Below are 14005 nucleotides of genomic sequence, written 5' to 3'. Positions count from 1 at the left end.
TCAATAGCACTTTGGTCTATATTGAATTTTATTCAAATGGTTTTTGTAGTCTAAATAATCACATCTGTCGTATAAATTTCATATTTGCTCTCGCATAGTCACCCTGATTGATGTTAAAATTCGGGTAATATATGTGAGGAGTTTACTGCGTTGCTTGTTTGGGGTGTTAAACAGGCTATTCTTTGATATTTAGAATTTAACCTGAGCATATCAAAAGGCGACGTGGTTGGTACGATTTTTCAGTTTCTTTCCGTTAATGTAATGCAAGTGCGTATGATCAACATAAAAAAAGGTCTGGATTTACCGATAGAGGGCGCACCTCAGCAAGTTATTCATGATGGTTCTGCCGTCAAACGTGTAGCTGTGCTAGGTGAAGAATATATTGGTATGCGTCCAACCATGCATGTTCGCGTGGATGACCAAGTCAAAAAAGGCCAGGTACTTTTTGAAGACAAAAAGAACCCAGGCGTCTTATTTACTGCACCAGCTTCTGGGGTAGTAAAAGAAATTAATCGTGGTGCTAAACGTGTGCTGCAATCTGTTGTTATTGAAGTTAATGGCAGTGAGCAAATCACCTTTGACTCTTTCAAGGCCGATGAGCTTTCGAGCTTAGACCGTGAAAAAGTGAAAGAAGTACTGGTTCAGTCAGGTCAATGGACAGCACTACGTGCTCGCCCATTCAGCAAAGTAGCTGCTTTGGATGCAAATCCGAGCTCTATCTTTGTAACGGCTATCGACACTAACCCGCTAGCTGCAGATCCTGCAGTGATCATTGCTGAAAACACTCAAGCATTTGAAGCTGGTTTAGCTGTGGTATCTCGTTTAACTGACGGCAAAGTATTTGTTTGTAAACAAGCTGGTAGCCAAGTGCCTAGTTCATCAATCCCTCAAGTAGAAGTACATGAGTTTGGTGGCAAACATCCGGCTGGCCTTGTTGGTACACACATTCATCACTTAGACCCAGTTTCTGCTAGCAAGCAGGTTTGGCACTTAGGTTACCAAGACGTAATCGCGTTTGGTAATTTGTTCCTGACAGGTGAAATATTCACAGACCGTGTTGTTTCTCTTGCTGGTCCTCGTGTTAAAAACCCACGCTTAGTTAGAACTCAGCTTGGCGCATCTTTAGATGATTTAGTTGCTGGCGAATTAGAAGACGGTGATAACCGTGTAATTTCTGGTTCAGTGTTGTCAGGTGCTATTTCTCAAGGTCCACATGCGTTCTTAGGTCGTTACCATGTTCAAGTATCTGTATTACTTGAAGGTCGCGAAAAAGAGCTATTCGGTTGGATTGCACCAGGTGCTAATAAGTTCTCAGTAACACGTACCTTCTTATCTCACCTAACACCAAGCCGTCTATTTAACATGACGACTTCAACAGGTGGTTCGAAGCGTGCCATGGTTCCAATTGGTAGCTATGAGCGTGTTATGCCTTTAGACATCCTACCTACACTATTATTACGTGATTTAATCGCACGTGATCTTGATGGTGCAATTTCGTTAGGTGCGCTAGAGCTTGATGAAGAAGATTTAGCATTATGTACCTTCGTTTGTCCAGGTAAATACGAGTATGGTTCAATCCTACGCGATTGCTTGACTACGATCGAGAAGGAAGGCTAGAGAGATGGGTTTAAAGAAATTTCTAGAAGATATTGAGCCGCATTTTGAACCGGGTGGTAAACACGAGAAATGGTATGCGCTTTACGAAGCTGCAGCGACTATTTTTTATACGCCTGGTTACGTAAATAAAGGCAAAACACATGTTCGCGATAACATCGACCTAAAACGTATGATGATTTTAGTGTGGATGGCAACGTTCCCTGCAATGTTCTTTGGTATGTTCAACATCGGTCATCAGGCCGCAGGTGCTTTAGCACAAGGTTTTGAACTAGCAAATACATGGCAAGTTGGTCTGTTCCAATTATTCGGTGGTGAGTTAACTGCTGACTCAGGTTGGGGCGCGAAAATGTTTTACGGTGCCTGCTTCTTCCTACCAATATACGCAGTAACGTTTGCTGTGGGTGGTTTCTGGGAAGTGTTATTTGCTTCAGTGCGTAAGCACGAAGTAAATGAAGGTTTCTTCGTAACATCTGTACTATTCGCACTAATCCTACCTGCAACGATTCCTTTATGGCAAGTTGCACTAGGTATTACGTTTGGTGTTGTAATCGCTAAAGAAATCTTTGGTGGTACAGGTCGTAACTTCCTTAACCCTGCTCTTGCCGGTCGTGCGTTCTTATTCTTCGCATACCCAGCGCAAATTTCAGGTGACACAGTATGGACTGCAGTAGATTCATTCTCTGGTGCAACTATGCTTGGTCAAGCAGTGGTTGGTTCACTTGATTACAGCAACATGGAACTATGGTGGAATGCGTTCTACGGTTTCATTCAAGGTTCTGTAGGTGAAACGTCAACACTAGCACTATTAATCGGTGGTTTATTCCTAATTTACGTGCGTATCGCTTCATGGCGTATCGTACTAGGTGTATTCCTAGGTATGGTTGCAACGTCATTCTTACTGAATACAGTTGGTTCAGAAACTAACGCAGTATTTGCTATGCCTTGGCACTGGCACTTAGTTCTTGGTGGTTTTGCATTTGGTATGTTCTTCATGGCAACAGACCCAGTATCTGCATCATTCACTGACAAGGGTAAGTTCGCTTACGGTGCGTTAATCGGCTTTATGGTTGTAATGATCCGTGTTGTTAACCCGGCATTCCCAGAAGGTATGATGCTAGCAATCTTATTTGCTAACTTATTTGCACCATTATTCGATCACTTTGTAGTGCAAGCTAATATCAAGCGGAGGTTGGCACGTAATGTCTAGTAATAACGAATCAATCGGCAAAACGCTAACCGTTGTTGTTGCACTATGTTTAGTGTGTGCAATCATCGTATCGTTTGCTTCAGTTCAGCTTCGTCCTTTACAGCAAGCTAATAAAACACAAGATATTCAACGTAATATCTTAGCTGCGGCTGATATTGAAGTGTCAGGTACTGTATCTGATACGTTCAATTCTAGAATCGAAGCACGTGTAGTAGATATGAACACTGGTGAATTTGTTGAAGGTGTTGATCCTAACTCATTCGATTTCGAGAAAACTAAGTTTGACCAAGCACGTAGCTTTGCGTTAAAAGCAGAAGGAATTAAAGACATCGCTGGTATTCAGCGTATGACAAAAAATTCACCTGTTTATATCTCGAAAAAACCAGACGACTCAGTTGATGCAATCATTCTACCTATCCAAGGTTACGGCCTTTGGGGGGTTATGTATGGCTTCTTAGCGCTTGAAAGCGATGGTGAAACTGTTAAGAACATCAATTTCTTCAAGCACAACGAAACGCCAGGTCTGGGTGGTGAAATTCAAAATCCACAATGGACTGCTAAATGGCAAGGTAAAGAGTTACCAATCAATATCATGAAGAGCGGTGCAAAGAACGAACATCAAATTGATGGTCTTTCTGGTGCAACATTAACTTCAAACGGTGTTGATCACACAGTTGACTTTTGGACTGGCGAAAACGGTTTTGGTCCTTTCCTTGCGAAAGTACGTGAAGGAGCGTTGAAATAATGGCTGATACTAAAGAAATGAAGTCGGTCCTATTTGGTCCGGTATTCGCAAATAACCCGATCGCACTACAAGTACTTGGTATTTGTTCTGCACTAGCGGTTACTTCAAGCTTAAAAAATGCACTTATCATGTCAATCGCATTGACGCTAGTAACTGCATTCTCTAGCTTGTTTATTTCGTCAATTCGTAACCATATCCCATCATCTGTACGTATCATCGTGCAAATGACGATCATCGCATCACTTGTAATCGTTGTTGACCAAGTACTGCAAGCATTCTCTTATGCAACAGCTAAAGAGCTTTCTGTATTCGTTGGTCTAATCATTACAAACTGTATCGTAATGGGTCGTGCTGAAGCATACGCAATGAAGTCACCACCGCTAATGTCTTTCCTAGACGGTATCGGTAACGGTTTAGGCTACTCAGTAGTGCTATTAACTGTTGGTTTCATCCGTGAGTTATTCGGTAAAGGTTCACTATTCGGTGTTGATATTATCCCACTAGTACAAAACGGTGGCTGGTATCAACCAATGGGTCTATTGATTTTACCACCGAGTGCATTCTTCATTATTGGTTTATTTATTTGGGTACTTCGTACCTTCAAGAAAGACCAAGTAGAAGCAAAAGCGTAAGGGGCGAGCAGTGGAACATTATATTAGTTTATTTGTAAAAGCAGTTTTCATTGAAAACTTAGCTTTAGCCTTCTTCCTAGGTATGTGTACTTTCCTTGCTGTATCAAAGAAAGTAACAACGTCAATCGGCCTAGGTGTGGCAGTTATCGTGGTACTAGGTATCTCAGTACCAGTAAATAACTTGGTTTATCACGCTGTTCTTGCACCAGGTGCATTAGAGTGGCTTGGCTACCCAGAAGCAGACCTTAGCTTCTTACGTTTCTTGACTTTCATCGGTGTTATTGCAGCACTTGTACAAATTCTTGAAATGGCATTAGATAAGTTCTTCCCTGCACTTTACAACGCGTTAGGTATCTTCTTACCACTGATCACAGTTAACTGTGCAATCTTCGGTGCGGTATCTTTCATGGTTGAGCGTAACTATAACTTCGGCGAATCTGTTGTTTATGGTATCGGTTCAGGTGTGGGCTGGGCACTAGCAATTACTTTACTTGCTGGTATCCGTGAAAAAATGAAGTACTCAGACGTTCCTGATGGCTTACGTGGTTTAGGTATTACTTTCATCACTGTTGGTCTTATGGGTCTTGGCTTTATGTCATTCTCTGGTATTTCACTTTAATAGGTAGCGAGGATAAATCATGAATGAGATTTTCTTAGGCGTTGGTGTTTTCATCGCTATCGTTGTTATTTTAGTTTTAGTTATCATTGGTGCTAAATCTAAATTAGTAGCAAGCGGCGATATCACCATCGGTATTAATGGCGACCCAGAAAAAGCTATTACAACATCAGCAGGTAGCAAGCTATTAGGCGCGCTAGCTGATTCAGGTATCTTCGTTTCATCTGCGTGTGGTGGCGGTGGCTCTTGTGGTCAGTGTCGTGTACACATCAAAGAAGGTGGCGGTGATATCTTACCAACAGAACTTGATCACATCTCTAAAGGTGAAGCTCGTGAAGGCTGCCGTTTAGCGTGTCAGGTAAATGTTAAAAACGACATGGAAATTGAACTTGAAGAGTCAATTTTCGGTGTTAAAAAGTGGGATTGTACGGTTATCTCTAACGATAACAAAGCGACATTCATCAAGGAACTTAAACTACAAATTCCTGATGGTGAGTCTGTACCATTCCGTGCAGGTGGTTATATTCAAATTGAAGCACCAGCGCACCACGTTAAATATGCTGACTTCGATATTCCTGAAGAGTATCGTGGCGACTGGAACCACTTCGGTTTCTTCGATCTGGAGTCTAAAGTAGACGAAGAAACAATTCGTGCATACTCAATGGCTAACTACCCAGAAGAAGAAGGCATCATCATGCTTAACGTGCGTATCGCTACGCCGCCGCCAAGAGACCTAAGCCTTCCATGTGGTAAAATGTCTTCGTACATTTGGTCACTTAAAGCAGGTGATAAAGTGACTATTTCTGGTCCATTCGGTGAGTTCTTCGCGAAAGACACTGATGCAGAAATGGTATTCGTAGGTGGTGGTGCAGGTATGGCACCAATGCGTTCACATATTTTTGACCAACTTAAGCGTTTAAAATCTAAGCGTAAGATGAGTTTCTGGTATGGTGCACGTTCTAAGCGTGAAATGTTCTACGTAGAAGATTTTGATGGCTTAGCTGCAGAAAACGATAACTTCGTATGGCACACAGCACTGTCTGATCCACAACCAGAAGATAACTGGGAAGGTTACACAGGCTTCATCCATAACGTACTTTATGAAAACTACTTGAAAGATCATGAAGCGCCTGAAGATTGTGAGTTCTACATGTGTGGTCCTCCAATGATGAACGCGGCTGTTATCAACATGCTAAAAGATCTTGGTGTAGAAGACGAAAACATCTTATTAGATGACTTCGGTGGCTAACACCATACACAAAACAATAAGTTTTGGTTAGAATACAGGCCTCGTAGCACACAGTGTTACGAGGCTTTTTTATTTCTATACCTACATTGCGTGGTATCCAAAAGGTGAATGCTATGAATAGAGTGTTTTATCGCCAAGGTTTGATGGCCTTTTTTCTACTAACTATTACTTTACTCATGGCTGGTTGCAGCCAAGCAGATAAGGTCGAAGAGCTTTATTTTGAAGGTAAGACAATGGGTACCACCTATCACATAAAGGTGTACGCTGAGTCTTCAAAAATTGCAGGCATTGATTTACATCCTGAAATTAAGCAAGTGCTTAAAGATGTAAATCAATCTATGTCGACTTACATTCCAGATTCAGAAATTAACCAGTTTAACCAGTTACCAGCAGGGCAGGTGATGCCAATTAGCGCTGATTTTAGAAACGTGGTAGCTGAATCAATCCGCCTTGGTGAATCAACAAAAACGTTAGATGTCACTATGGGGCCACTTATTGACTTGTGGGGTTTTGGCCCAGATAAAAAGCCAACTAAACGCCCAAGTGATGAAGCATTGGCTGCAATGGTTGCCAAGATTGGTGTTGATAAGCTCGAACTTACTGATGCAGGTTTGATGAAAACAATAGATGGTTTAGAGCTATCGTTTTCCGCTACAGCCAAAGGCTATGGTATTGATAAAGTCGCTGAAGTGATAGAAAGCCATGGTCTGACAAATTATATGGTTGAGATTGGTGGTGAGCTTCGTGTATCGGGTATTAAGCCTGACAACATCACGTGGAAAATTGCAATTGAACAGCCTGATGCTGAGCCAGGCGTTCGTAAAGTGCATAAAGTGATTGAGCCTGGTACCAATGGTATTGCGACATCAGGTGATTACCGAATTTTTTACGAAATGGATGGTGTCACATATAGCCACCTAATTGATCCTGTAACAGGTATGCCTAGTCGTCATGACTTAGTATCAGTTACAGTGTTGCACCCATCAGCAATGACTGCAGATGGCCTAGCCACAGCGCTTACAGTAATGGGCATGGAGCGCGCGCAAAAATATGCTGAAGAACATGCTTTGCCAGTGTATTTAATTGGTAAGTCAGACAATGGCTTAGTAACTTATTCAAGCCCTGCATTTAAACCTTATTTGTAGCAGGGCAAGAAGCAGTGCATACCCAAGCCATCTCAAGATGCAGAATTCAGCGTTTCACAGGTGTTTAATATCAAGGCGTTACTTTGCAACAATGGCAGTCCCTTTTAAGAAGTAACAACGATGAGACTAAGCGCCTGTGAAGCGCCCAAAGGGTTGGTTTAAAAGCGATTTATACTGCGTTATTGATTTTAACAATAGAACCACTATTGCTTGCAATCAATGCCTTGCCTAAATCGCTTTTAATTCCAACTGAAACTCGCACCTTGAGGTGGTTTGGGTATATAATACATACAGCCCAACAGGTTGGGCTTGATTTAATTGCTGACGATAGGGGCAAAGCAATGTCACTTTTTCTTCTTACATTTGGTCTACTTATTTTAATTGTGGCAGCGATGGCTGTCGGCATGATTGTGCAAAAGAAATCTATGGCCAGTAGTTGTGGTGGTCTAGGCGCTGTTGGTATCGACAAAGCTTGCGACTGCGACGACCCATGTGACAAGCGTAAAAAGCGCATGGCTAAAGAACAAGCTTGGAAAGAGAATCAAATTCTTTAACCACAAAAAAGCGCCTTGAGGCGCTTTTTTAATGCCTAAATTTTACAAGGACAGTCACTGTTAAATATATTTTACTTAGACAGTCATACTTGATTTTAAGCCTTAGTTTTTAAGAAGTTAATCATTTAACTTTAACTCGATGACTTGAACGTACTCTTCATTATCAAACTGCAAATCTTCTAAAGTAATTGCGCCCTCAAATTGTTTAAAGTTAACTGGTTTTGAAGTTCTTAAATTAGTTGCATACTTGATGGGAGTTGCAAGCTCAATGCTTAATGTATCTGCTTGCCAGTTAAGAATATGAATAAAAATACTCTCATTATTATGGGTACTAACTCCCCAGTTTTGCGGGGAAATAGGGCCGCCTCGAGTACCGTATATACTTTTACCGAACACCTTGAGCCACTGGCCGATTTCTGCAAAAGTTTTTAGGTTTTCTGGTTGGATTTTGCCGTTAGGCATAGGCCCAGTATTTAGTAAATAATTAGAGTTTCTTCCTGCGGCACTTACTAAGGTTTGTACGAGCTCTTTAGTCGTCTTGTAATTATCATCAGTTAAACTGAACCCCCAGCTACCGTTCATTGTTTGTGCCATTTCTAAAGGTAATTCACCTAATCGTTCTTGATTAGTAGGCAGCTGTTGTTCAAAGCCCTGATAATCCTCTCCCGGAACAGTAAATCTGTGATGGTTATTTACGATTAAGGTTGCTGGTTGTAATTCATGGATCATTTTATAAGTGCGTTGCAGTTGCCAGTTATCCCAATTGTTAGAGTCTTCTTGGTCCCACCAACCATCAAACCAAATACCACCAATGGGCCCATATTGAGTTAAAAGCTCTTTTAGTTGTGCATCTTGAAATTGCAGGTATTTTTCCCAGTCTCCACTTTTTTCTCGCTTAGTGTAATGACCTGTTCGGCCCCATGGGTAGTAATCTGGGTGATGCCAATCAAGCTGAGAGTAGTAAAAGAAAAGTTGTAAACCATGTTTATGAGCTGAATTAGCTAGCTCTTTTATAGGGTCTTTTTTATAAGGTGTACTATCTACTATATCAAAATTAGATACTTTACTATCGTACATAGCAAACCCATCATGATGCTTTGAAGTAATAACAATATACTTTGCTCCAGCATCTTTAAACGCCTTAACCCACTGTTCTGCATCGAAACCAGTTGGGTTAAAAAACTCAGCCAAACGCTGATACTTAGGGCCTGAAATACGTAAATCTTCCATGATCCACTCGGCTCCATAGGGGCTTCCTACACCACCAAGCTGACTGTACAGTCCCCAGTGCAAAAAGATGCCAAACTTATTATCTTGAAAACGTTCTCGAGCTTTTAAGTTTTCAGGGGCGGGAGTGTACGCTTGGGCTTTACTAGGGTCAATTGCGACGCCTGTCCCAGCATGCCCTACACTTGAAAATACAAGCAGTACTAATATCAGCAAGCAATTTAATTTATTCACTGTATACCTCATAAACTAGGTTCTTTACTTAAAGGTAGCAGGAAATCATTTAGCGAAAAGTAAAGCAATTATGCATATTCGAAGGTTTTATATATGCAAAAGCATAGGATTACGACGTTAAAAGTAAAACTCATTTACACGGACAGTCACTTTTATCTATTAACTTATTCTTGCGGCAAAAAAGATTTTGTCTACACTTTAGTTACAGCTAATGCATTTCAAATTATCAGTTCAAGGAGTGGACGATGGCTTTAGCAAGGAAGCGGCAAATCTGTTTGTCGAATACTAAGTATTATCACTGTGTATCCCGTTGTGTTAGACGCGCTTACCTTTGTGGAGAAGACGCACTCACTGGTAAATCATATGAACACCGCCGAGGATGGGTCGAAGATCGCCTGCTTGTTCTCGCAAAGGTATTTTGTATTGATGTGTGTGCTTATGCCGTAATGAGTAATCATACTCATGTATTGCTTTATGTTGATGATAAAAAAGCAAATAGGTTATCTGATAAGGCTATTCTTTTACGCTGGTATAAGCTCAGTAAAATGACGCCTTTAGGTCAAAAATTTCTTCATGGTGAGCCGTTAAGTGACGGCCAACAAGTCTTCTTAAGTAGAGAGGTTGCAGAATACAGAGCGCGCCTTTCGAGCATTAGTTGGTTTATGCGAATGCTTAATGAGTATATTGCCAGACGTGCAAATAAAGAAGATGAGTGTACAGGGCACTTTTGGGAAGGGCGTTTTAAGAGCCAAGCATTACTTGATGAATCAGCGCTTTTAGCATGTATGGCCTATGTTGATTTAAACCCCGTTCGTGCAAAAGCTGCGAGCACCCCAGAGCAATCTGATTATACTAGTATTAAAAAACGATGCCAAAGCGTGAAGGAATCAAAGCAGCCTAAGCTACTTGCTCGTTTTGTTGGTGGAATGAACAAGTATAAATCAAAGGGAATACCTTTTGAGTTAAAGTCATACCTGTTGCTTGTGGAGCAAACTGGGCGTTGTATTGGTACGGATAAGCCCGGATATATAAAACATCATTTACCTTCTATCCTTAAAAGGCTGAATTTCGAACCGGAAAACTGGTTAACGTTAACAACTCAGTTTGAAAACTTATTTCATGGAGCTGCAGGTCGAGTAGCTGCTGTTGAAAATTATTGCAGTAAAACTGCTCGTAAGCGACGAAGTAACCTAGCAAATTGTAAGCTATTACTTGCTAGCTAATTTTTAATTTCAATAATTTGTAACTTTTTGCAAATTCTTGCAGCTAACTTGTGCTTTCCATTTTTATAAACCTAAGTCTTTCATCATGACTTTTATTAGTGGAATAAGCTAATAGGGTGCTTTGCCTGCACAGCTATTATTTTAGGTTACAAATTTAAGGTATTTGGAGATTTAACAGGCACTTTTAACAGTGCCTGTCTTTTTAAATCGTGTTTAATCTAAATTAATTAGCTCAGCCCCTAAGACTGCGTACTTATTTTTGCCATTTGCTTGTAAGAAAAAGGCGGCAGGTGCATGAAGTGAAGGTATTGATGTAAATACACTTTTGCATGCGTAAACTGGCCAATTTGTGGCGTTTTCTAGCATATTAATATCGCCAGAAAAGCAACTATACCCTTGTATTAAAAGCTCTTTATATTTGCTTTCTGTAAGCGTTAACGACTCATTTAAAACAAAGCTGTTACCTACTTTAAAGTTCAGGCTGCTTGCATCTAAACTCGTGTAACCTTGGCGGATACTGCTTATATCACCCAATTCTTTAATTATGGGTGACTGTCCTTTGTTATTGACTGCAATATCTATCTGGTAATCACCTAGCTCACTATTTACTGTCACATCGTCTATTAGTAAGTCGACCCAATTGTCTTTAGCGTTAAATGGAATGGCGTGGTACTGGGCTATTTTCGCGTTTTTCCATGCTCCCGTAGTTAACGAATCGATTGCATTCTTATATAAAACACGGTTAACCTTGCGGGCTATTTGTCGGTTTGGATCGTTTGGGTAAGCGCCTGATTCAATTAGTATAGTTCGGATCCCTTTTTCTGAAAAGGTATCGCCAAAACTGCGGAAAGAGTAACTGTCGTTGTACTTTCCTAAGTGCCCAGGGATCATTGTTTTAACCGATTTGGCTAAGTGGGCAATAAACTGCATAGCCTCACCACGACGTTTATTTACTTCTCTTGCTTCATTATAGGCGGGTGCTAGCACTGAAATGGTGGCTTGTTTTCCCATTTTACCTGCACCGTAATAGGCATTCTGATCATGTAAGTTAAAGCCAAAGTCAGGTTTAAATTCATTTGCAACAGCCATGAGTATTTGCCCCTCTTTTGTGCGAAGAGCTTTAGCATCACGATTTAAATCAATACCTTGAGCATTATGACGAGTTTGCATTGCAGCGCCATCTGGATTAACCATGGGAATGATGAGAAGGGTTATTTTCTGTTGCCATTTTTCTAGCCATTGTGCGTTTTCATCGGCAGTTATAAAGCTTAAAAAATCCATTAGTGCGGCAGTAGCTGTGTTTTCGTCGCCGTGCATTTGGCTCCACATCATCACTTTGATTGGGCCTGTGCCGATTTTAAGAGAGTTAAGTGCCTGTCCTTGGAAAGAGGTGCCTAATTGTTTTAGTGTAACGCTTGGGTGCTTTGCTGCGCTTTTTAAGTAAGGTTCTATATCGGCGTAGTAAATAGCAGGTTTGTTCAAGCCGCTCGCTACGGTGTCTTCAATCGTATTTGCGAGTGTACTGGTACTTAATGTTAAAAGGACTGCTGCGAGTGCATGTTGACGCATAATTATCTCTTTTATTCTTTGTTTTGATGATTTGTAGAATATTATATTTAAACTGGTTTGGCTAATCCTTGTTCAGTATTAAAGCTTTGATTGCTACTGAGTAAGTGTGTGTTTAATCCTTGTTTATATGTCATTTTCTTTTTGTTCATTGCTTTTTGCTATATAAAATACACTTTTAATTTTAACTACTTAGCTTTGATAAATTAATTTTTTTACAGCTCATTAGCAATTAGCTAAACAACACTTAACCTTGTGCTGTTAATTTCTACTTGTACCGTCTGTTGACTTTGTTATACTCCACATCGAAATTTCAGTAATTACTGAAACTTTATTGATGAAGATCATGTTACCGCATTTAAAAATAGGGTAAGCCGCTTACCCAAAATGCAGTAAAAGCGATAAAAAGGCGTGAGTTTTGCGAGCAATTAGTCAGTCACAAGGTGTCAAACAGTCTAGCTTAGCTAGATTGCAATTGGCTGCGCGTGCGTTTTTTGCTGGTAAAGAGCTAATGTCAGTTTTAGCCTTGTTGCTGATTAATTCAGCCATGCTAATCAACGGCACAGTAGAAGATGCTCAAGGGCTTAGAAGCTTATTAAGCGAAGGTGCTTTATACGAAACACCGTTGCTTAATGTGTTGAGTTTTTTAGCTTACCCTGTTGTGTCTTGCCAATTACTTATTGGTTTATGCTGGTTGGTCTTCCATTTCTTCCCTGCGCGTCGTGCAGGTGTCATTTTACGTAAAGCGGCTTTCGCTGCGCGTGAAACGATAAAGTCTTTAGTAGTACACAGCGCTCATGGCTGTCGTGCTCCTCCTCGTGTAAGTGGTTGTCTGTAAATAAGCTTTGTTGCTTAAGTTCAGCCATTTTAGTTGTTTTCTAAGTTGTCTTTACTAAGCACCTAGTGGGTTTTTAACGCCCAAATTTCAGTCAGCCAACCTAAACTCCCTCACTTTTTAGCGTGCCGATTTGTCGTGCTCGTTAGTCAGCCGAGGGATATCTGTAGCATCTGTTGCAGAAAAGCGTCGTGTTCTTATTTCGACAAGTGTTAACTTTTAGGTTGTAGGATATTCCTTTGTCAATTCGAAACCTTTGTAATATTGCTCTAGCGTCTTTAGTGCTGGCTTTGTCTGGCTGTAAAGGCGGGGTACTCGATCCAAAAGGTCAAATTGGTGTCGACGAGAAGTATTTAATTATCGTAGCTACGGTGTTAATGCTGATTGTTGTGATTCCAGTTATTGCCATGACAATTTATTTTGCATGGAAATACCGTGATGGACGAGATCAAGAAATTTACGCTCCAAAGTGGGCGCACTCTAATAAGATTGAAGCTGTAGTTTGGACCATTCCTATCATCATCGTTGCGATTTTAGGTGTGATCACGTGGCAGTCAACGCAACAACTTGACCCATATAAACCACTTGAGGGTAAAGGTAAGCACCTTACTGTTGAGGTTGTTTCTTTGAACTGGAAATGGTTATTCATTTATCCAGAACAAGGCATCGCCACAGTGAATGAGCTTGTTTTTCCTGCCAATGTGCCAGTGCAGTACAAAATCACCTCAGAAAGCACCATGAACTCGTTTTTCATTCCACAGCTTGGTAGCCAAATTTACTCAATGGCCGGTATGGAAACAAAGCTTCACTTAATCGCTGATGAGCCGGGTACTTTTAAAGGCTTTTCTGCTAACTACAGTGGTGCAGGTTTCACTGGTATGAAGTTCGATGCCATTGCAACAGCCACAGAAGCTGATTTCGATGCTTGGGTAAACAAAGTAAAAAATACCGGTTCTGCATTGACTAAGCAAAGCTATGTTGAACTTGCAAAACCAAGTGAATACGACCCAGTTAAATACTATGCCAGCGTAGATAAAGATATGTTCCATTCAATCGTAATGAAATATATGCAAGCGCATGGCTCTCACGGTGCAATGCAACACGCTATGCCAGAGCACTCAGCTCATAAGAAGCACAGCGAGGACGAGGAATAAT

Annotated in this window: 13 protein-coding genes; 11 read left to right on the top strand and 2 right to left on the bottom strand. The window is 40.8% G+C overall.

What is annotated here, in order from left to right; all coding sequences use genetic code 11:
• Positions 1–273 precede the first annotated feature (273 nt).
• The 8 genes from NH454_RS02275 (at position 274) to nqrM (ending at position 7765) form a co-directional block, all read left to right on the top strand.
• Entirely contained in the window at positions 274–1617 is a 1344-nt protein-coding gene (locus NH454_RS02275) for a Na(+)-translocating NADH-quinone reductase subunit A (protein WP_135923737.1), read from the top strand.
• A gap of 4 nt (positions 1618–1621) precedes the next feature.
• Positions 1622–2824 carry an NADH:ubiquinone reductase (Na(+)-transporting) subunit B gene (locus NH454_RS02270; protein ID WP_235383917.1) on the top strand — a complete coding sequence of 401 codons (1203 nt, stop codon included), beginning with the start codon at positions 1622–1624 and terminating at the stop codon, positions 2822–2824.
• A complete protein-coding gene (locus NH454_RS02265) occupies positions 2817–3569 on the top strand; it encodes a Na(+)-translocating NADH-quinone reductase subunit C (RefSeq protein WP_138557283.1) in 753 nt (250 codons plus the stop codon). The genes NH454_RS02270 and NH454_RS02265 overlap by 8 nt, the downstream gene beginning before the upstream one ends.
• Positions 3569–4201: an NADH:ubiquinone reductase (Na(+)-transporting) subunit D gene (locus NH454_RS02260; RefSeq protein ID WP_054554281.1), complete on the top strand. Its 633-nt coding sequence runs from the start codon at positions 3569–3571 to the stop codon at positions 4199–4201. The genes NH454_RS02265 and NH454_RS02260 overlap by 1 nt, the downstream gene beginning before the upstream one ends.
• A 10-nt stretch (positions 4202–4211) precedes the next feature.
• A complete protein-coding gene (nqrE, locus tag NH454_RS02255) occupies positions 4212–4820 on the top strand; it encodes an NADH:ubiquinone reductase (Na(+)-transporting) subunit E (RefSeq protein WP_016708692.1) in 609 nt (202 codons plus the stop codon).
• Positions 4821–4839: 19 nt separating this feature from the next.
• A complete protein-coding gene (gene nqrF, locus NH454_RS02250) occupies positions 4840–6066 on the top strand; it encodes an NADH:ubiquinone reductase (Na(+)-transporting) subunit F (RefSeq protein ID WP_135923740.1) in 1227 nt (408 codons plus the stop codon).
• 113 nt (positions 6067–6179) lie between these two features.
• Positions 6180–7211: an FAD:protein FMN transferase gene (locus NH454_RS02245; RefSeq protein WP_138557284.1), complete on the top strand. Its 1032-nt coding sequence runs from the start codon at positions 6180–6182 to the stop codon at positions 7209–7211.
• Between the two features lie 341 nt (positions 7212–7552).
• A complete protein-coding gene (gene nqrM, locus NH454_RS02240) occupies positions 7553–7765 on the top strand; it encodes a (Na+)-NQR maturation NqrM (RefSeq protein WP_036966498.1) in 213 nt (70 codons plus the stop codon).
• Between the two features lie 117 nt (positions 7766–7882).
• Here nqrM and NH454_RS02235 read toward each other — a convergent pair whose 3' ends face one another.
• Entirely contained in the window at positions 7883–9226 is a 1344-nt protein-coding gene (locus NH454_RS02235; RefSeq protein WP_235383918.1) for an alpha-L-fucosidase, read from the bottom strand.
• A gap of 245 nt (positions 9227–9471) precedes the next feature.
• Here NH454_RS02235 and NH454_RS02230 point away from each other — a divergent pair, with 245 nt between their 5' ends.
• Positions 9472–10449 (top strand): transposase, encoded by a 978-nt coding sequence (locus NH454_RS02230; protein WP_235383919.1) that lies wholly within the window; start codon positions 9472–9474, stop codon positions 10447–10449.
• A gap of 213 nt (positions 10450–10662) precedes the next feature.
• Here NH454_RS02230 and NH454_RS02225 read toward each other — a convergent pair whose 3' ends face one another.
• Positions 10663–12018: a M14 family zinc carboxypeptidase gene (locus tag NH454_RS02225; RefSeq protein WP_253038115.1), complete on the bottom strand. Its 1356-nt coding sequence runs from the start codon at positions 12016–12018 to the stop codon at positions 10663–10665.
• Positions 12019–12433: 415 nt separating this feature from the next.
• On the opposite strand from NH454_RS02225, the gene NH454_RS02220 reads away from it, so the two are divergent.
• Together NH454_RS02220 and cyoA are read left to right on the top strand one after the other, a co-directional pair.
• A complete protein-coding gene (locus NH454_RS02220; RefSeq protein ID WP_135923745.1) occupies positions 12434–12853 on the top strand; it encodes a hypothetical protein in 420 nt (139 codons plus the stop codon).
• 236 nt (positions 12854–13089) lie between these two features.
• The gene (gene cyoA / locus NH454_RS02215; RefSeq protein ID WP_054562298.1) at positions 13090–14004 is read left to right on the top strand and encodes a ubiquinol oxidase subunit II; all 915 of its coding nucleotides are present in this window, start codon (positions 13090–13092) and stop codon (positions 14002–14004) included.
• The last annotated feature ends 1 nt before the right edge of the window (position 14005 follow it).

Origin of the sequence: Pseudoalteromonas sp. Ps84H-4, assembly GCF_024124645.1 — a bacterium.
In the GTDB taxonomy this organism is placed as follows: Bacteria; Pseudomonadota; Gammaproteobacteria; order Enterobacterales; family Alteromonadaceae; genus Pseudoalteromonas; species Pseudoalteromonas lipolytica_C.
This window is presented reverse-complemented; position numbering and strand designations above follow the sequence as displayed.